Annotated in this window: 19 protein-coding genes and 1 tRNA gene; 5 read left to right on the top strand and 15 right to left on the bottom strand. The window is 68.5% G+C overall.

The annotated features are described in order from the left end of the window. Positions 1-49: 49 nt before the first annotated feature. Both B9C99_RS21160 and rsmI read right to left on the bottom strand, forming a co-directional pair. Positions 50-1,453 carry a sodium:alanine symporter family protein gene (locus B9C99_RS21160; RefSeq protein ID WP_088899238.1) on the bottom strand — a complete coding sequence of 468 codons (1,404 nt, stop codon included), beginning with the start codon at positions 1,451-1,453 and terminating at the stop codon, positions 50-52. A 189-nt stretch (positions 1,454-1,642) separates the two neighbouring features. Beyond that, positions 1,643-2,530 (bottom strand): 16S rRNA (cytidine(1402)-2'-O)-methyltransferase, encoded by an 888-nt coding sequence (gene rsmI / locus B9C99_RS21155; protein WP_088899237.1) that lies wholly within the window; start codon positions 2,528-2,530, stop codon positions 1,643-1,645. Positions 2,531-2,643: 113 nt separating this feature from the next. Here rsmI and B9C99_RS21150 point away from each other — a divergent pair, with 113 nt between their 5' ends. Then, entirely contained in the window at positions 2,644-4,131 is a 1,488-nt protein-coding gene (locus B9C99_RS21150) for a phospholipid carrier-dependent glycosyltransferase (RefSeq protein ID WP_253250155.1), read from the top strand. Between the two features lie 13 nt (positions 4,132-4,144). Here B9C99_RS21150 and B9C99_RS21145 read toward each other — a convergent pair whose 3' ends face one another. From B9C99_RS21145 to mscL, 5 genes are all read right to left on the bottom strand, one after another. Next, positions 4,145-4,945, bottom strand: coding sequence for a hypothetical protein (locus B9C99_RS21145; RefSeq protein ID WP_088899248.1), 801 nt, complete (start codon positions 4,943-4,945; stop codon positions 4,145-4,147). An 88-nt stretch (positions 4,946-5,033) separates the two neighbouring features. Continuing rightward, on the bottom strand, positions 5,034-5,480 hold the full coding sequence (locus tag B9C99_RS21140) for a hypothetical protein (protein WP_088899235.1): 447 nt from the start codon (positions 5,478-5,480) through the stop codon (positions 5,034-5,036). Further along, complete coding sequence (locus tag B9C99_RS21135) at positions 5,477-7,087, bottom strand: BCCT family transporter (protein ID WP_088899234.1); 1,611 nt, start codon at positions 7,085-7,087, stop codon at positions 5,477-5,479. The genes B9C99_RS21140 and B9C99_RS21135 overlap by 4 nt, the downstream gene beginning before the upstream one ends. 114 nt (positions 7,088-7,201) lie before the next feature. Beyond that, positions 7,202-7,564 (bottom strand): GntR family transcriptional regulator, encoded by a 363-nt coding sequence (locus tag B9C99_RS21130; RefSeq protein ID WP_088899233.1) that lies wholly within the window; start codon positions 7,562-7,564, stop codon positions 7,202-7,204. Between the two features lie 12 nt (positions 7,565-7,576). Next, positions 7,577-8,026, bottom strand: coding sequence for a large conductance mechanosensitive channel protein MscL (gene mscL, locus B9C99_RS21125; RefSeq protein WP_016692908.1), 450 nt, complete (start codon positions 8,024-8,026; stop codon positions 7,577-7,579). A 150-nt stretch (positions 8,027-8,176) separates the two neighbouring features. Here mscL and arsC point away from each other — a divergent pair, with 150 nt between their 5' ends. Further along, on the top strand, positions 8,177-8,524 hold the full coding sequence (gene arsC / locus B9C99_RS21120; RefSeq protein WP_085468971.1) for an arsenate reductase (glutaredoxin): 348 nt from the start codon (positions 8,177-8,179) through the stop codon (positions 8,522-8,524). A 6-nt stretch (positions 8,525-8,530) separates the two neighbouring features. On the opposite strand, the gene arcA is transcribed toward arsC, so the two are convergent. Beyond that, on the bottom strand, positions 8,531-9,742 hold the full coding sequence (gene arcA / locus B9C99_RS21115; RefSeq protein WP_088899232.1) for an arginine deiminase: 1,212 nt from the start codon (positions 9,740-9,742) through the stop codon (positions 8,531-8,533). A 100-nt stretch (positions 9,743-9,842) separates the two neighbouring features. Between arcA and B9C99_RS21110 the strand changes: the two genes are divergently transcribed. After that, positions 9,843-10,310 carry an FABP family protein gene (locus tag B9C99_RS21110; RefSeq protein WP_016692911.1) on the top strand — a complete coding sequence of 156 codons (468 nt, stop codon included), beginning with the start codon at positions 9,843-9,845 and terminating at the stop codon, positions 10,308-10,310. Positions 10,311-10,356: 46 nt separating this feature from the next. Here B9C99_RS21110 and B9C99_RS21105 read toward each other — a convergent pair whose 3' ends face one another. The 7 genes from B9C99_RS21105 to B9C99_RS21080 all read right to left on the bottom strand — a co-directional run bounded on the left by B9C99_RS21105 (position 10,357) and on the right by B9C99_RS21080 (position 15,768). Further along, positions 10,357-11,205 carry an SDR family oxidoreductase gene (locus tag B9C99_RS21105; RefSeq protein WP_088899231.1) on the bottom strand — a complete coding sequence of 283 codons (849 nt, stop codon included), beginning with the start codon at positions 11,203-11,205 and terminating at the stop codon, positions 10,357-10,359. A 175-nt stretch (positions 11,206-11,380) separates the two neighbouring features. Then, on the bottom strand, positions 11,381-11,524 hold the full coding sequence (locus B9C99_RS25960) for a hypothetical protein (RefSeq protein WP_157788873.1): 144 nt from the start codon (positions 11,522-11,524) through the stop codon (positions 11,381-11,383). Positions 11,525-11,625: 101 nt separating this feature from the next. Next, positions 11,626-11,698 (bottom strand) — tRNA-Ala (locus tag B9C99_RS21100). A 163-nt stretch (positions 11,699-11,861) separates the two neighbouring features. Continuing rightward, positions 11,862-12,680 (bottom strand): gephyrin-like molybdotransferase receptor GlpR, encoded by an 819-nt coding sequence (glpR, locus tag B9C99_RS21095; RefSeq protein ID WP_016692913.1) that lies wholly within the window; start codon positions 12,678-12,680, stop codon positions 11,862-11,864. Between the two features lie 256 nt (positions 12,681-12,936). After that, on the bottom strand, positions 12,937-13,572 hold the full coding sequence (locus tag B9C99_RS21090; RefSeq protein WP_059381672.1) for a GNAT family protein: 636 nt from the start codon (positions 13,570-13,572) through the stop codon (positions 12,937-12,939). Then, positions 13,572-14,825: a gephyrin-like molybdotransferase Glp gene (gene glp / locus B9C99_RS21085; protein ID WP_026061277.1), complete on the bottom strand. Its 1,254-nt coding sequence runs from the start codon at positions 14,823-14,825 to the stop codon at positions 13,572-13,574. Before glp ends, B9C99_RS21090 begins: the two co-directional genes overlap by 1 nt. Positions 14,826-14,856: 31 nt before the next feature. Beyond that, positions 14,857-15,768, bottom strand: a complete 912-nt coding sequence (locus tag B9C99_RS21080) for a UTP--glucose-1-phosphate uridylyltransferase (protein WP_016692916.1) — start codon at positions 15,766-15,768, stop codon at positions 14,857-14,859. 61 nt (positions 15,769-15,829) lie between these two features. Between B9C99_RS21080 and B9C99_RS21075 the strand changes: the two genes are divergently transcribed. Continuing rightward, the gene (locus B9C99_RS21075) at positions 15,830-16,432 is read left to right on the top strand and encodes a 5-formyltetrahydrofolate cyclo-ligase (protein ID WP_026061278.1); all 603 of its coding nucleotides are present in this window, start codon (positions 15,830-15,832) and stop codon (positions 16,430-16,432) included. Positions 16,433-16,516: 84 nt separating this feature from the next. Then, the gene (locus tag B9C99_RS21070) at positions 16,517-16,804 is read left to right on the top strand and encodes an FmdB family zinc ribbon protein (protein WP_016692918.1); all 288 of its coding nucleotides are present in this window, start codon (positions 16,517-16,519) and stop codon (positions 16,802-16,804) included. The last annotated feature ends 56 nt before the right edge of the window (positions 16,805-16,860 follow it).

Here is a 16,860-nt window from a genome sequence, read left to right as displayed (position 1 = left end):
ACATACGTTCAGGGCCCCGCATCGCGGGGCCCTTTCCCGTTTCCTCCGGTTACCTGACGGTGTCGGGATCGTCCGTCGCGACGGGGTTGCCCAACAGGTACGGGTCGCGATCGAGATAGGCCTTCGTCTCCCGCGCGATCAGACCCGACAGCACCAGCAGACCGATGAGGTTCGGCAGGGCCATGAGGCCGTTCATCACGTCGGAGAAGTTCCAGACCACCTCGAGCTGGGTGGTGGCACCGATGAACACCACGACCACGAAGATTGCGCGGTAGGGCACCACGCCGCGGCGACCGAAGAGTCGCTCGACGCACCGCTCGCCGTAGTACGACCAGCCGAGGATCGTCGAGAAGGCGAAGAAGACGACCGAGATGGCGACGATCCAGTGACCCCAGTCCCCGCCGAGGCCGTCGGCGAAGCCGGCCGACGTCATGGCGGCACCCTGCTCGCCGGACTCCCAGGCTCCGGTGGTGACGATGACCAGGCCGGTGAAGGTGACGACGATGATCGTGTCGATGAACGTCTGGGTCATCGACACCAGGCCCTGACGGACCGGGTGGGTGGTCTGGGCGGCTGCGGCGGCGATCGCCGCGCTGCCCATGCCCGACTCGTTCGAGAAGATGCCGCGGGCGACGCCGTAGCGCAGAGCGATCATGAAGACCGATCCGATGAAGCCGCCGGTGGCCGCGGTGCCGGTGAAGGCGTCGGTGAAGATGAGCGCGAAGGCCTCGGGGATCTGGGTGAAGTTGACCGCGAGGACGATGATGCCGGCGCCGACGTACAGGAGGATCATGGCGGGCACGAAGCCGGCGGTGACCCTGCCGATGGACTTGATGCCGCCGAGCAGGACCGCCGCGGCGAGCACGGTCATCACGATGCCGCTGAGCCAGGTGGGCACACCGAAGGTGCCGTCGAGCTGGGTGGCGACGGTGTTGGCCTGGGTCATGTTGCCGATGCCGAAGCTGGCGAGCACGGCGAACACCGCGAACAGCAGGCTCAGGACGAGACCGGCCTTGTTGGGGATGGCGCGGGCGAGGTAGTACTGCGGACCACCGCTCTGCTCACCCTTGGCGTCGGTCGTGCGGTACTTCACGCCGAGGAACGCCTCGGAGTACTTGCTGGCCATGCCGACCAGGCCGGTGACCCACATCCAGAACAGCGCGCCGGGCCCGCCGAAGTAGATCGCGGTGCCGACACCGGCGATGTTGCCCACGCCCACCGTCGCGGCGAGCGCGGTGGTCAGTGCCTGGTACTGGGAGATGTCACCTTCGGTGGCTCCGGGATCGTGGCGGGTGATCAGACCCAGCCGCAGTGCGGGCCACAGCTTGCGGAACTGGACGCCCCTCAGCCGAATCGTGAGCACGAGGCCCGTACCCAACAGCAGCGGGATGAGCAGGTACGGGCCCCACACCACCCCTGCCACCTCGACGAGGAAATCGTTCACCGAATCCATCCGCGTCCTCCTGATCGTCCGAAGCCCCCGTCAGCGTCCGACCGGCCGGTGCCGGTGACGTCTGCGCTCGGGACCCGGCAGAGTCTAGGCTCCGGTGGCACGCAGTGTCCTCGGACCCCACGGCGCGTCCGATATGCGTTCTTCTCGATCGGGAGACCGCGTCAGTCGCGACGCGTTTCCAACACCGCGTCAGTCGCGACGCGCTTCCAGCACCGCGTCGTACAGTTCGCGCTTCGAGACCGTCGCTCCGGACGACTTCGACGCGGCCTCGGCGACGACGGCGCAGGCGTTCTTCAGCCGCATCCCGTCCTCGACCTTCCGTTCCACCTCGTCGACGAGGTCGACGGGGTCGGTGGCCACGGCGACCGCCCCTTCGAGCACCACGGTGATCTCACCGCGCGCGCCCTCGACGGCCCACTCGGCGAGTTCGGCGAGCGTGCCGCGGCGCACTTCCTCGTAGGTCTTGGTGAGTTCGCGGCAGACGGCGGCGCGTCGGTCGCCGCCGAGCACGTCGACGGCGTCGGCCAGGCACGCCGCGAGCCGGTGCGGTGCCTCGAAGAACACCACGGCGCGAGGCTCCTGCACGAGCGTTCCGAAATACGCGCGTCGCTGGCCCGGCTTGCGGGGCGGGAACCCGTCGAAACAGAACCGTTCGACGGGCAGGCCCGACAGCGCGAGTGCGGTGGTCACGGCCGACGGACCGGGCAGACAGGTCACCGGCAGACCGGCCTCGACGCACGCCGCGACGAGCCTGTAGCCGGGATCGCTCACCGACGGCATGCCCGCGTCGGTGACGAGCAGGACGGTGCGGCCCTCCTCGATATCGGTGACCAGGCCCGGAAGCCGCGACACCTCGACCTGGTCGTAGAAGCTCACGACCCGGCCGGTGATGGTGACGCCGAGCGCCGCGGCGAGTGCCTTGGTGCGGCGGGTGTCCTCGGCGGCGATCACGTCGGCGGTGCCGAGGGCGTCGCGGAGACGCGCCGAGGCGTCACCGATGTCTCCCATCGGAGTGGCGGCCAGCACGAGCCGGCCCTCTCCCGGATTCGCGCCCTGGACCGGTTTGGCTGCCTGCATACGGCTCAGCCTACGATCGGAACGTGACCGTGACGGACCGCAGCCCTTCACAGGCCCCCGGCCGTGGTCCGTCGGCAACGCAGGATCGTCGCCTTCTCGGTCCCGGCCCGTTGGTGCCCGGACCCGAGCCTCTCCCCGGAGATCGGGCGCGCGGCTGGATCGTCACCGCCTTCGTCACGGCCCTCGCCGCGATCACGCGGTTCACGATGCTCAACTACCCCACCGACGCGAAGACGCCGGTGTTCGACGAGAAGCACTACGCCCCGCAGGGCTGGCAGGTGCTCACCGGCGGCTGGATCGAGGACAACCCCGGTTACGGGCTCGTCGTGCATCCGCCCGTCGGCAAGCAGATGATCGCGATCGGCGAGGCACTGTTCGGATACACGGCGTGGGGTTGGCGTTTCTCGGCCGCGGCGGCCGGTGTCGTGCTCGTCCTGCTGGTCGTGCGGATCGTGCGGCGGCTGACCCGTTCGACGATGCTCGGCGCGGTCGCCGGGCTGCTGCTCGTCGTCGACGGGGTGACCTTCGTGTCGTCCCGCCTGGGCATGCTCGACATCTTCCAGGCGGTCTTCGTCGTCGCGGCCTTCGGGTGCCTGATCGTCGACCGCGACGACGTGCGTGCCCGCATGGCGAAGGTGCACGCCGAGGGCCGTGTCCTCGACAGTGTGTGGGGTCCGCGTTTCGGGGTGCGCTGGTGGCGCTTCGGTGCGGGCATCCTGCTGGGTCTCGCGGTGGGCACCAAGTGGTCGGGCCTGTACTTCATCGCGTTCTTCGGGCTGATGTCCGTCGCCTTCGACCTCGCGACTCGACGCGCCTACCGGGTGCAGCGACCGTGGATCGGGACGGCCCTGCGCGACATCGGTCCGGCGTTGTACGCCCTCGTGCTCGTCCCGCTCGGGGTCTACCTGTCGACCTACTGGGCGTGGTTCGCGAGCGAGACCGGCGTCTACCGTCACGCGGTCGGCTCGCGGATCGGCCACGACGGGATGTTCTCGTTCGTGCCCGACGCGCTGCGCTCGCTCTGGTACTACAGCGCGAGCGTCCTCGAGTTCCACTCCGGTCTGACGAACTCGGCCGGCAACCAGCATCCCTGGGAGTCGAAGCCGTGGACGTGGCCGATGGGTCTGCGGCCGATGCTGTACTACTTCGCCGACGGCGAGCGGATCAGCGGATGCGACGCCGAGCAGTGCGTCAAGGCCGTGATGCTGGTCGGAACGCCGGCGCTGTGGTGGGTGTCGCTGCCGGTGCTCGGGTGGGGACTGTGGCAGCTGCTCGTCCGCCGCGACTGGCGGTGGGCCGCGGTGCTCACCGGCTACGGCGCGGGGATCCTGCCGTGGTTCGCGAGCCTCGACCGGCAGATGTACTACTTCTACGCGGTGCCGATGGCGCCCTTCCTGGTGATGGGTGTCGCGCTGGTGCTCGGCGACATCCTCGGTTCACCGCACACCTCGACGGAGCGGCGGACGACCGGGCTGCTCGTGGTGTGCCTGTATGTGGGGCTCGTCATCGCGAACTTCGTGTGGTTGTGGCCGATCCTCACGGCACTGCCGATCACGCCGGAGCACTGGAACGACCAGTTGTGGCTCCCCAGCTGGCGCTGAGGAGGGTCCGGGTTCAGTTCGGTTCGTCGAGCACGCTGCCCTCTGGCAGGTCGACGTCGCGGTCCCTGTCGGAGCCGTAGCGGACGCCGTCGAAGCGGCGCGCGAATCGCTCGTCGACGACCGTGAGGAAGCCCTTGAGTCGCTGGAGCAGCTCGGACAGGTGGCGGGGTACGAACGGATCGCCGAGCAGGTCGACGGTGGCGACGAGGCGGTCCTCGACGAGCACCACCTTGATGTGCGGCCACGTCCGGTTCAGCTCGGTGAGCTCGGCCAGCGCGTGGGTGCGACCGGCGGCGGGCGTAGCTCCCGGGGTGTCGTTCTCGGGGATCGCGTGCAGCAGCGGCGCCCACAGCCGGATGCTGCCGTCGTCGTCGATCACGACGAAGACCACCTGGGAGTCGAGGACCACGACGAAGTCGCCGTCGGCGTCGACCGGCACCGGGCGCCCGAGGGCGTGCGCGAGTGCGTCGCTCACGCGCTCGCGGAGGTCGCCGAGGGCGGACGGCGGATGTGCCTGCAGGAAGGCCGGATGCGGGACCTTCCCGCGACCGCGCAGCACCGACACGATGTGCCGGGCGAGCATGTCGGCCTCGGACACCGGCCGGGTGACCGGCTCGGATCCGGTGACCTCGACGGTGGCGTGTCCGCCGGCGCTCGCGTGCACGTGCACGCAGGCCGCGGGCCCGGAGGCGGTCTCGGCGTGCAGCTCGAACGCGTCGGAGCCGGCGAGTTCGGAGATGCGCCGGGCCAGCTGCGAGGCGTAACGGACCCAGTCGCGGTCGAGGGCCTCGTCGAATCGTTCGGTGTCGGTCACGCGCACTCCTCTCGAAGAGCAACTGCCGGGCAGGCGACACCGTACTCGGGGTGGACGACAACTCACCGCAGGCACGCGGCGTCGTGTGTCACCCGTGATGCCGCTGTGCGACCGCTGCCCACACCGCGACCCGCGACCCGCGTTCGAGGATGTCGACGATCGCGAATCCTGCCTGTGCGAGAACGGTGCTCACCGTCATCGAGACGGTTCCGGTGTCCTCCCCCGGCCCCGCCTCGTCGATCACCCACAGTTGTCCGTCGCCGGTCAGCAGCGGCGCGAGGGCGGCCACCGCAATGGTGTCCGTGCGGAGTTCGGGAAGGTCGAACGTGTAGATGCGGTCGAACTGCTCCTGCTGCGCGAACTCGTGGGCACGGGTCGCCGAGGGGACCACGCGCACGCGGCCGCGGGGGCCGACCTGCTCGGCGACCACGGCGGAGGCGGGCCCGGTGTCGATCGCGAGGACGGACGTGCCCGGACGCGGATCGAGGACGTCGAGCAGGAACTCGACGCCCTCGATGCGGGACCGTTCGGTCATTCGACCTTGCGCAGTGTCCGTTTCCTGCGCCCGCCCGTGATCAGGGGGTCGCGCTGCAGATCCCGGTAGAGCGACACGCACAGGCCGATCATCACGAGGAGGAAGGGGGCCGCGGCGATGATTGTCATCGTCTGCAGGGCGTTGAGCGCTTCCTCGCCGCCGCTCCACAGCAGCAGGGCCGCGACGCCGCCGGTGAGTCCGCCCCAGAAGATCACGACGCCACGATTCGGCGCGAGGGTGCCGCGCTGACTGAGGCTGCCCATCACCATCGACGCGGAGTCGGCTCCGGAGATGAAGAAGATGGCGATGAGGAGCATCGCGACGACCGTGGCGATACCGGTGAGCGGAAGGTTTCCGAGCACCCCGAACAGCTGTCCTTCGACGCTGTCGGCGCCCGCGATGTCGTACCCGTCCAGTTGCTGTCCGATACCGGCGCCGCCGAAGATCGAGAACCAGATGAGGCTCACGAGGCTCGGGACGAGGATGACACCGACGATGAACTCGCGGATGGTGCGTCCACGGCTGATGCGGGCGAGGAACATGCCGACGAAGGGCGCCCACGAGACCCACCACGCCCAGTAGAAGATCGTCCAGCTCGACAGCCACTCACCTGCGGCCTCGTTGGAGGCGGCCGTGCGCGCCGACATGCGGGCGAACTCCGCGGCGTAGGCACCGAGGGTGGTGGGCACGAGGTTGAGGATGAAGACGGTGGGTCCGAGCACGAACACGAAGACAGCCAGGATCGCGGCGAGCACCATGTTGATGTTCGACAGGTACTGGATGCCCTTGGCGACACCCGTGACCGCGGACGCGATGAACGCGAGCGTGAGCAGTGCGACGATCGCGACGAGCAGCATCACGCCGGCCGTCTCGAGCCAGCCGGTGACTTCGAAGCCCGATCCGATCTGCAGCGCGCCCAGGCCGAGCGACGCCGCCGTGCCGAACAGGGTCGCGAACAGGGCGAGGATGTCGATGACCTTGCCGAGCGGCCCTTCGGCCCGGCGTCCCAGCAGAGGGATGAACGCCGAGCTGATGAGCTGCTTGCGGCCCTTGCGGAATGTGCCGTACGCGATGGCCAGGCCCACGACGGCGTAGATCGCCCAGGGATGCAGGCTCCAGTGGAACATCGAGGTCGCCATCGCGACGCCGGTGCCGCCGTTGCTGCCCGGTGGCGGCTCGACGAAGTGCGAGAGCGGCTCGGCGACACCGAAGAACATCAGACCGATGCCCATGCCGGCGGCGAACATCATCGAGATCCAGCTGACGGTGCGGAACTCCGGTTTCTCGTCGTCCTTGCCGAGCGGGATCCGGCCGTAGCGACTCACCGCCAGCCAGAGCGCGAAGAACACGAATCCGCTCGCCGTGAGCACGAACAACCAGCCGAACTCGACGACGATCCAGTCGAGGATGTTCCCGGTAACGGCCCCGAAGTTCTCCGTGGCGGCCAGACCCCACACCACGATCGCCGCGACCAGCGCGGCAGCGACTCCGAAGACCACCTTGTCGGTCTGCGGCGGATGCGCCGCAGACTCGGCTACTGCAGGAGCACCGGCGCCCGAGACCTCGTCGATCTCCTCGGACCCGGGCCGATCACCAGGGACGTTCATGCGAACAAACCTTCCAAGTTTCGGCCGCCTGCGGAGCGGAATCACCGAACCCGAGAAAATCGTCACATTTCGGACGCACCCTGCATACTCTGCGCGAACCGGAAGACGGGCAGGTCAGCCCGCGCGCAGGGCGGCCGAGACGAATTCGAGGATCTCCTCGTCGGACATCCCGAGCGCCCTCACCTCCGCAACGTACTCGTTGGTGGATCGCTGGGCCCGCGTCCGGGTGGGATCGCCCGTGTCGGCGACGAACGTCCCCGCCCGCCCGCGGGCCTCGAGCACACCCAGCTTCTCGAGTTCCCGGTAGGTCTTCGCGACCGTGTTCGGGGCGATGCCGAGTGTGTCGGCGAGACCCCGGACCGTGGGCAGCTTGGAACCTGCGATCAGCTCACCATCGTGTACCAGGTCGACGATGCGTCGGCGCAGTTGCTCGAACGGCGGGACGGGTGAGTCGGGATCGATGGTGAGGTCGAGCATTCTCGCAGGTTATCAGCGCTCGGTGACCTTGACGGGCGCTTCGGCCGAGGGCGCGTCGGCGGGCGCGGTGTTGTAGCTGCCGGTCTCGAGCAGGTCGCGGATCTGGATGAGCAGATCGGTCTCGCTCAGCGGCTCGTCCTCGGGCTCCTTCTCCGGCGCGAAGCGGGCCTTGGCGGCATTGACCGGCACGATGAGCACGAAGTAGACGACGGCGGCGATGATGAAGAAGTTGATCGCCGCGGAGATGACGGCACCGAGGTTGACGAAGGTCGCGTCGTTCGACGAGAGCAGGCGGAAGCCGAAGCCCATCTCGTTGTCGCCACCCACAGCAGCGACCAGCGGGTTCACGATGTGATCGGTGAACGCCGTGACGATGGACGTGAACGCCGCGCCGACGACCACTGCGACGGCGAGTTCGACGACGTTTCCGCGCAGCAGGAAATCCTTGAAACCTTTGAGCATCGTGCTCCGTGCCTTTTCTGAGAGGGAATTCGAAAACTTCAGGGCGCGGAAATCGTAATAATGCTTCCCAACAGCTTCAACAGGGACGAATCGGGCAACACGAGCGCGAGTGACACCGGAGTATGGGCTGTGCCAGGGCAGAATCGGGCCATGGCAACCACGGCGACGATCTATCACAATCCGCGTTGCAGCACGTCACGCAACACTTTGGCGTTGCTGAAGGAAAACGGGCTCGAACCCACGGTCATCAAATATCTCGAAACTCCGCCCTCCCGCGACGAGCTGCGGTCGCTGCTCGATGCGGCAGGTCTCACACCGAGTCAGGCGATCCGGAAGAAGGAATCGCTCTACAAGGAGCTGAACCTGGCCGAGGCGTCCGAGGACGAACTGCTCGACGCGATGGTCGCGAACCCGATCCTCATCGAGCGCCCGCTGGTCGTCACCGACAAGGGCACCGTGCTCGCGCGTCCGGTCGACAAGGTGCGCGAGATCCTCTGACGCCAGTTACAGGACCGCCCGCGAGAGCGGGCACGACATGCATCGCGGACCGCCGCGGCCGGAACCGAGTTCCGACCCGGCGATCCGCAGCACCTCGACCCCAGAATCCTCGAGGCGGGTGTTCGTCTCGACGTTGCGTTCGTAGGCGACGACGACGCCGGGCGCCACGGCCAGCGTGTTGTTCCCGTCGTCCCACTGCTCACGCTCGGCGACAACGGAATCCAGACCGGTGTCGATGACGCGCAGTTTCTCGATCCCCATCGCGTCGGCGGCCGCCTCGAGGAAGGGGCGCGGTCCCGAGATCTGTACCGCGCCGTTCTCGCGGTGGATGGCGAACGCCTGCAGGCTGTCCCGGATCGCCGGGTACATCACCACCGCGTCGACGTCGACCATCGTGCACACCGTGTCGAGGTGCATCGACGCCCGTCGCTGCTCGATCGGGACCGCCAGCACGGTGTGCGCGAGACCGTCGTCGAAGGCGCTGCGCGCCAACGCTTCCGCACCGGCCGGGCTGGTCCTCTCCCCCACCCCGACGGCCACGACGCCGGGCGCGAGCAGCAATACGTCGCCGCCCTCGACGGGCGCGGTGTGCGATTCGTACGCGCGTCGCACGTGGAGGAACTGCGGATGGAAGGCGTAGATGAGGTCGGTGAGGCTGGTCTCGCGCCGGCGCGCGGGCAGCGCCAGATTGGGGATCGCCACGCGCGTTCCGATCCAGAACGACGAATCGCGCGTGAACAGCAGGTTCGGAAGCGGTGCGATCGCGAAATCGGAGCCGTGGTGCATCAGGCGCACGAGGGACGGGGCCGCGCCACTGCCTACCGCGGGCAGTTCGTCGAAGGTCATGCCCGCGATGAGGATCCGGGCGAGTTCGGCAGCGGGCAGGGCACGCAGATGGCCCGTCAGCTCCTCTGCGAGCGCATAACCGAGACGTTGCGCGTCGACGGCCGACGACACGCTCTGCACCCGCGCGGCGCCACTGGCCTCGAGTGTCTCGGTGAGCAGGTCTGCCAGCAGGAACACCTCGACCCCGCGGCTGCGCAGCAGCTCGGCGAAGGCGTCGTGCTCCTCCTGGGCGCGCGCCACCCACGGCAGGGCGTCGAAGAGCAGCTGGTCGTTGTTGCGGGGCGTGAGGCGTTCGAGTTCGGCACCGGGCCGGTGCAGCATCACGGCGCGGAGTTCACCGACTTCGGACTCGACACCCCAGCGATGACTCATATGCTCACGGTATCGCGCAGGACGGCGGCATCCGGGTCAGGCGCGTCGAGTACGGCGACAACGATTGCGAAGAACACACCGAGAACACGAGGGAGATTTCATGGCCGACGACCCGCTCGGGTGCCTGGCACCGTTCGCCGGACGCTGGACCGGAGGTGGCGACGGCCACTACCCCACCATCGACGACTTCGCGTACGACGAGACGATCGAGTTCGCCACCATTCCCGGCAAGCCCTTCCTGATGTACGTCAGCCGTACGCGGCACCGCACGGAGGGACGCCCGTTGCACACCGAGAACGGCTACCTGCGTCGCAGCGGCGACGACGTCGAACTGCTCGTCTCGCAGCCCACCGGCTTCGTCGAGATCCAGCGGGCCAGGCCGGAGGGCGGCGTGCTGGACTTCACCACCCTCACCCTGGAGCGCTCACCCGACGCCAAGCCCGTGCACGAGGTCCGGCGGCGTTTCGAGGTCGACGGCGACGTGCTGGTCTACGACTTCTGGATGGCCCACGCCGACACCCCTCTGACGCACCACCTACACGCCGAACTGCACCGCGCGTCGGAGTGATCCAGGTGGATCCGGCCCCGCTCAGCGGGGTCGGATCCACCGGAATTCACTTCGTGCCGACGACGCGACGGAAGTAGTCGTTGGCGGCCTGCATGACGAGGTTGTAGGGAGGCGCGAACTTGCGGGCCCACCAGTACCCGAACCGGGTGTCGAACGACGTGTAGACCATGAAGCGGTTCTTCAGGATGCCCGCGACGATGCGTTCGGCCACCTTCTCGGGGGTCGCGGCGTGCCGGACGAACCGTTGGGTGAGCTTGCGGACCTCGGGGCGGTCGCGGTCGACGCCGACGATCTGCACGGTGTCGACGAGCGGTGTGCGCACGGCTCCCGGGACGACGAGCGAGACGCCGATGCCGTCGCGCTTGAGGTCGAACCGCAGTACCTCCGACACCCCGCGCAGACCGAATTTGCTTGCGCTGTAGGCGGCGTGCCACGGCAGGGCGAGCAGCCCGGCGGCCGAGGAGACGTTGACGATGTGCCCGCCGCGACCGGCCTCGATCATGGCCGGCACGAAGTTCTCGATGACGTGGATCGGTCCCATGAGGTTGACGTCCACCATGAGCTTCCAGTGCTCGTGCTTCAGCCGGTCGACCGTGCCCCACACCGACACTCCCGCGACGTTGGCGACGATGTCGAGCGACCCGCACGCCTCGTGCACGTCGCGGGCGAAGGCGGTGACGGCCTCGTAGTCGGAGATGTCGAGGGCGGCCGAGTGCAGCACGGTGCCGCCGCGTTCACGAACGCTGCGGACGACCTCGTCGAGGGCCTCCTCCTGCAGGTCGGTGAGCACCAGCCGGGCCCCGCGATCGGAGGCCGCGTGGGCCAGGGCGCGGCCGATTCCGCTGGCCGCGCCGGTCACAAGGAATTTGGTGCCGCGCAGGTCGGTGATCGCCATGGCGACACCCTAACGTCGCCGCGACGACACGACGCTCCGGCGCGCCACGGATAAGACCGGATGCGCCGGAGCGAAGCAAGTTGTGTGGCCGGAGCGAAGCGACCTGTGTCGCCGAGCGAACCGACCTGTGAGCCGGAACGTGCGGCTCCGGCGGATGGAACTCGCAGAATCGAACTCAGAGCCGCTGTGCCATCTCCTCCTGGTATTCCCGAATCGTGCGCTCGATCATCTCGACATCGTCGTGGCGATTCTCGCTGCGCGCGAGGTCGGCGCGCTCGCGCAGTACCCGGATCGCCCGACGCAACTCGTCGTCACTCATCCTGTGGTCCATGCCACACAGTCTGCCGGGTTCGGCGAGGACCCGCCAGCGAATGGCCCCGCATACGACGAAAGCCCCGCCGAGGGCGGGGCTTTCGGGGGTGGAGCTGAGGGGAATCGAACCCCTGACCTCTTCGATGCGAACGAAGCGCGCTACCAACTGCGCCACAGCCCCGTAGGTTCCGAGGGAACCGACTCGCAAACTCTAGCAAACCACCCCGTCCATCACGAAATCGGAGTGTCGGCGCAGGTGACGGGCGATTTCGCGACCCGCTCCGAAGACGGGTCGGGGCCCGCACCGATTCGGTGCGGACCCCGCCGGAAGCATCGTCGTACGATCATTCCCCCACTGCGCGGGGAACGACGTAGTCGCCGGGCTCGCCGTCGCCGTCGCTCGCCCGGACGTCGTAGCCGTGGTCGATGCCGTAGTCGTCCTCGTAGCGATCGAGATGTTCGAACTCCGGATCCTCGTCGTCGACCTCGAGGACCACGGCCCCCGGGCGACGCAGACGCTGCGGAACGTCGTCGTGGCCGCCGCGGGCGCCTGCGCGGGACCGCTGCAGTCGCGCGAGCCGGCGCCGCCGGATCTCCTGCTCGAGACGCACCTGGCGCCGCAGGTAGAACAGGTAGACCACGAGGGCCACAGCCGCGAGACCGGCGAGCCACCACATGACCGACGAGACGATCAGGGCGAGCGCCGATGTCATGATCGCGGCGATCAGCAGGCCGAGGACGGCCCGCTGACGGAATTCGTATCGCGCGGCGCTCGCGACCGCATCGGCGTGCGGGTCGAATCCGCCGCGGCCCCGGCGCTGCGGTGCGTGTGCGCGCACGGGCTCACGGTCGGGTGCTGCTTCGTCGTGGACGTCGGCCTCGTCGGAATCGATCTCCGGCCTGTCGTCGAGTTCAGTGTTCATGCGGTCCTCCGCGGGGGTGCGGTGCGTGCGGTCACGACTCGGACGCCAATGAGGATCGCTGCGGTGTCCGGCGGCCGGCCCCCGAGGGGTGATCGGCTCGTCGTCTCCGCGGTGCAGAACTCGAGTTGCGAGAGCGGCGTCGGTCGTCTGCCGGATTCGAGGACGCTTCGTGACCAGCATGGGCACCAGAACGAACAACCACACGGCAACGAGCCCGATCCACAGAAGCGAGTTCGGCATCCGGTGGTCCTCCCTCCAGTCGTCGCCCTACCAGCCCGTCGACGCCACCGACCTACATGAGGCTAACGGCATCACTGCGCTTACCTGTACAGAAACGCCGACTCAATCGACTACAGAAGTCACTCGAGTCACGCGAAACCAACTGACACTTTCTTCACTCTAATCACAGAGATCCCACACGCGCTGGGGATTGTTACTCGAGTTGCGAGTAACCTGCGTTACATAACGGACGAACCCGACTCGAGACGGGAAGTGATCAGGACCAGGTCGCGCGACCGGCCCGGACGAGGCGATCCGAGACCGAGCCCGGAACCTCCTCGACCGTCATCGCGACCAACAGATGGTCGCGGAATCGGCCCTGGACGTCGAGATAGCGCTTCAGCAGACCTTCCTCGCGGAAGCCGACGTTGCGCAGCACCGCGCGGCTGGGCTCGTTCTCGGGCCGCACGGTGGCCTCGACGCGGTGCAACCCGACCGGGCCGAAACAATGGTCGAGACCGAGAGCGACGGCAGCGGTCGCGACGCCGAGGCCGTTGACCTCCTTCTCGACCCAGTAGCCGATCCAGGCCGAGCGCAGTGCCCCGCGCACGATGTTGCCCACCGTCAGCTGCCCGCAGAACCGGCCGTCCAGTTCGATGGCCATCGGCAGCATCAGGCCCTTGTGGGCCTCCGACCGCAGGCTCCGATACAGCCCCGGCCACACCGAGATGTGGTGCCGCATGTCCCACGGCGCCTCTCCCGTCGGCTCCCACGGCTCGAGATGCGCACGATCACGCAGACGCAGACGGCTCCACGCCGCGGCGTCGCGCAGTCGGATCGATCGGACGGTCACCACGCCCCCGGCCACCCGCAGCGGCCCGAGCTCGGCCGGCCAGCCGGGATGACGGGACATCAACCACGCTGCCCGAGGAACGCCACGTCCACCGGGTCTCCCGTGCGGATCTCGGAGACCTCGGGGTCGACGATGACGAGACAGTTCGCCTCGGCGAGGGTTGCGAGCAGGTGCGACGACGAGCCGGCGGCGCCACCGAGCGCCTGCACGAGATAGTCGCCCGTCGTCTCGTCGCGCATGAGCTGGCCGCGCAGGAAACCCTTGCGACCGGGGATCGAGGTGATCGGGGCGACCGTGCGAGCGGAGACGACGCGGCGCATCGGCTGGCGTCGGCCGAGCGCGATGCGGATCAGCGGCCGGACCATCACCTCGAAGACGACGAGCGCGCTCACCGGGTTGGCGGGCAGCAGGAAGGTCGGCACCTCGTCGCGGCCGAGACGTCCGAAGCCCTGGACCGAACCGGGATGCATCGCGATCCGCTCGACGCCCAGCTCACCGAGATCGGACAGCGCCTCGCGGACCTCCTCGAGCGCGCCACCGCCCACGGCACCGGCGATCACGACGATCTCGGCGCGGATCAGCTGACCCTCGACGACCTCGCGCAGCCGCTTCGGGTCGGTACTCGCGATGCCGACCCGGTTGACGTCGGCACCGGCGTCGCGCGCGGCCGCAGCCAGCGCGTAGGAGTTGACGTCGTAGACCTGCCCCGGTCCGGGGGTGCGGTCGACGTCGACGAGTTCGCCGCCGACGGAGATGACCGACAGTCGCGGCCGCGGATGGACGAGCACCTTGTCGCGGCCGACCGCGGCGAGCAGACCCACCTGGGCGGCCCCGATGATCGTCCCCGCCCGCACCGCGATGTCGCCGGGCTGGACATCGTCGCCGGTGCGACGCACGTAGTCGCCCGAACGCACCGGTTCGAGCACCTTGATGCGCGCGGCACCGCCGTCTGTGTTGTCGAGCGGCAGCACCGCGTCGGCGAGCGTCGGCAGCGGCGCACCGGTGTCGACACGGACCGCCTGACGGGGCTGGAGACGGATCGGCTGACGCGAACCGGCACGCACCTCGCCCACCACCGGCAGCGTCACCTCGGCGGGCGCGGAGTCGCCGTCGGTCTCGGCCGGGGCCTGGAGGTCGACGCTGCGCACGGCGTATCCGTCGATCGCCGCCTGGTCGAATCCGGGTAGGGGTCGCTCGGTGACCACTTCCTCCGCGCACAGCAGACCCTGCGCCTCGGAAATGGCCACCCGGACCGGCCGGGGTGCGACTGCCGCCGCCGTGACCCTGGCCTGCTGATCCTCAACCGACCGCATACCGCTTCTCGTCCTCCAGCCCGTCCTGCAGTCAGCGCTTCAGGCGCTCGAGGAGCCACTCGCGCAGCGAGGGCCCGTACTCTTCCGTGTTCAACGCCGAGTCAACCGCAGCCCGCAGATAGCCCCCGGGATTTCCGAGGTCGTGTCGGGTGCCGCGGTGCACCACCACGTGGACGGGATGGCCCTCGGAGATGAGCAGGGCGATCGCGTCGGTGAGCTGCAGTTCTCCCCCCGCTCCGGGCTCGATGCGACGCAGTGCGTCGAAGATCGCCCGGTCGAGCAGGTAGCGGCCGGCGGCAGCGAAGGTCGACGGTGCGTCCTCCACGGCCGGCTTCTCGACCATGCCGAGCACCTTGAGCACGTCGGGGTTGGCGGCATCCGGTACGACCTCGACGTCGAAGACGCCGTACGCGCTGACCTGATCCTTGGGCACGTCGATCGCGCACAGCACGGAACCGCCACGCTTGGCGCGGACGCGCTGCATCGTCTCGAGCACGCCGACCGGCAGCACGAGGTCGTCGGGCAGCAGCACGGCGATCGCGTCCTCGTCGGGATCGAGCGCTTCCTCGGCGCACGCCACGGCGTGACCGAGGCCGAGCGGTTTCTCCTGGACCACGGACTCGACCTCGAGCAGCCCCTGGGCCTTGCGGACCTTGGCGAGGAGCTCGTACTTGCCCTTCTCCTCGAGCTTGGACTCGAGGACGAGATCCTCGACGAAGTGCGCGACCACGCCGTCCTTACCCGGCGCCGTCACGATGAGAAGGCGTTCGGCGCCCGACTCGGCGGCTTCACCCGCCACGAGCTCGATGCCGGGCGTGTCGACCACCGGCAGGAGTTCCTTCGGGACCGTCTTGGTCGCGGGAAGGAACCGCGTCCCCATACCTGCTGCGGGGACAACCGCGGTCTTGAAATGCCGCGTGCCTCCGGTCGTACTGTTCGTCATAGACTCCCACCCTAAACTTCGGCCACCGAGGACGGTGGTTCGGCGATCGTAAGGCTCGGACATGCCCCCACCCCCGAAAGCGGTCTGGCGTGACCGCATTCTTACAGCTCGGCGCGAGCTGAGTGCTGCGAGGCGCAGAATCGAGGACACCGCGCTCGCCACGGTGGCCTCGACGCTCGCCCCGGCGGGGTCGGTGGTGTGCGCATATGTGCCGGTGGGTTCGGAGCCCGGATCGATCGCGCTCCTCGACGCTCTGACCGAGGCCGGAACGACTGTGCTCGTCCCGGTGACCCGCACCGGCGAACCGCTGTCGTGGGCCCGCTACATGGGCGAGAAGACGCTGATGGCGGCCGATTTCGGGCTCCGCGAGCCGGGTGGTGAGATCTTCCCGCCCGAGGCGGTGGCGAAGGCCCACACGGTGCTCGTCCCGGCCCTGGCGGTGGACGCGCGGGGTGTGCGGCTCGGCCGCGGCGCCGGCTTCTACGACCGCACCCTGCACCTCGCCTCGCCCGAGGCCGTGATCATCGCGGTGGTCCGCGACGAAGAGCTCGTCGACGAACTCCCCGAGGACCCCCACGACATCCGTATGGGATGGGCGCTGACACCCGGGAAAGGGCTGGTCCGGCTCGGTAGCGACGACCGTGCGGAACAACACACTCCCTAGCGCTGTTGGCACTGTCGGCGGTAGAGTGCCAAAACTGCAGTACGACGAATACTGCGGTTCGACGAACTGGCGGAGGATCAACCGGTGCCCACCTACTCATATGCCTGCACGGCCTGCGACAACAAGTTCGACATCGTGCAGTCCTTCAGCGACGACTCCCTGACCGAATGCCCGCAGTGCGAAGGCAAGCTGCGGAAGCTCTTCAACTCGGTCGGCATCGTGTTCAAGGGCAGCGGCTTCTACCGCACCGACTCCCGCAGCGGCAGCACCGCGAGCGAATCCGCGTCGACGAGCTCGAGCAGCTCCTCGTCGAGCGACAGCAGCTCGTCGTCGAGCAGCACCTCCTCGGCTCCGGCTGCCGCCGCGAGCTGACCTTCCCGGACTCCTTTGTCCACAGGCGGTCGAGTCATCCACAGACCGCCGTTTCC

This window comes from Rhodococcus sp. BUPNP1 (assembly GCF_002215235.1).
Taxonomy (GTDB): Bacteria; Actinomycetota; Actinomycetes; order Mycobacteriales; family Mycobacteriaceae; genus Rhodococcus.
This window is presented reverse-complemented; position numbering and strand designations above follow the sequence as displayed.

Bases quoted from the DNA above. Each gene is read 5' to 3' on its own strand.
- glp (WP_026061277.1), bottom strand. From the start codon at position 14,825: ATGCGGTCGGTTGAGGATCAGCAGGCCAGGGTCACGGCGGCGGCAGTC.
- B9C99_RS21080 (WP_016692916.1), bottom strand. From the start codon at position 15,768: ATGACGAACAGTACGACCGGAGGCACGCGGCATTTCAAGACCGCGGTT.
- mscL (WP_016692908.1), bottom strand. From the start codon at position 8,026: ATGCTCAAAGGTTTCAAGGATTTCCTGCTGCGCGGAAACGTCGTCGAA.
- B9C99_RS21160 (WP_088899238.1), bottom strand. From the start codon at position 1,453: ATGGATTCGGTGAACGATTTCCTCGTCGAGGTGGCAGGGGTGGTGTGG.
- B9C99_RS21110 (WP_016692911.1), top strand. From the start codon at position 9,843: ATGGCCGACGACCCGCTCGGGTGCCTGGCACCGTTCGCCGGACGCTGG.
- B9C99_RS21105 (WP_088899231.1), bottom strand. From the start codon at position 11,205: ATGGCGATCACCGACCTGCGCGGCACCAAATTCCTTGTGACCGGCGCG.
- B9C99_RS21135 (WP_088899234.1), bottom strand. From the start codon at position 7,087: ATGAACGTCCCTGGTGATCGGCCCGGGTCCGAGGAGATCGACGAGGTC.
- arcA (WP_088899232.1), bottom strand. From the start codon at position 9,742: ATGAGTCATCGCTGGGGTGTCGAGTCCGAAGTCGGTGAACTCCGCGCC.
- B9C99_RS25960 (WP_157788873.1), bottom strand. From the start codon at position 11,524: ATGAGTGACGACGAGTTGCGTCGGGCGATCCGGGTACTGCGCGAGCGC.
- arsC (WP_085468971.1), top strand. From the start codon at position 8,177: ATGGCAACCACGGCGACGATCTATCACAATCCGCGTTGCAGCACGTCA.
- rsmI (WP_088899237.1), bottom strand. From the start codon at position 2,530: ATGCAGGCAGCCAAACCGGTCCAGGGCGCGAATCCGGGAGAGGGCCGG.
- B9C99_RS21140 (WP_088899235.1), bottom strand. From the start codon at position 5,480: ATGACCGAACGGTCCCGCATCGAGGGCGTCGAGTTCCTGCTCGACGTC.
- glpR (WP_016692913.1), bottom strand. From the start codon at position 12,680: ATGCCGAACTCGCTTCTGTGGATCGGGCTCGTTGCCGTGTGGTTGTTC.
- B9C99_RS21075 (WP_026061278.1), top strand. From the start codon at position 15,830: ATGCCCCCACCCCCGAAAGCGGTCTGGCGTGACCGCATTCTTACAGCT.
- B9C99_RS21130 (WP_088899233.1), bottom strand. From the start codon at position 7,564: ATGCTCGACCTCACCATCGATCCCGACTCACCCGTCCCGCCGTTCGAG.
- B9C99_RS21090 (WP_059381672.1), bottom strand. From the start codon at position 13,572: ATGTCCCGTCATCCCGGCTGGCCGGCCGAGCTCGGGCCGCTGCGGGTG.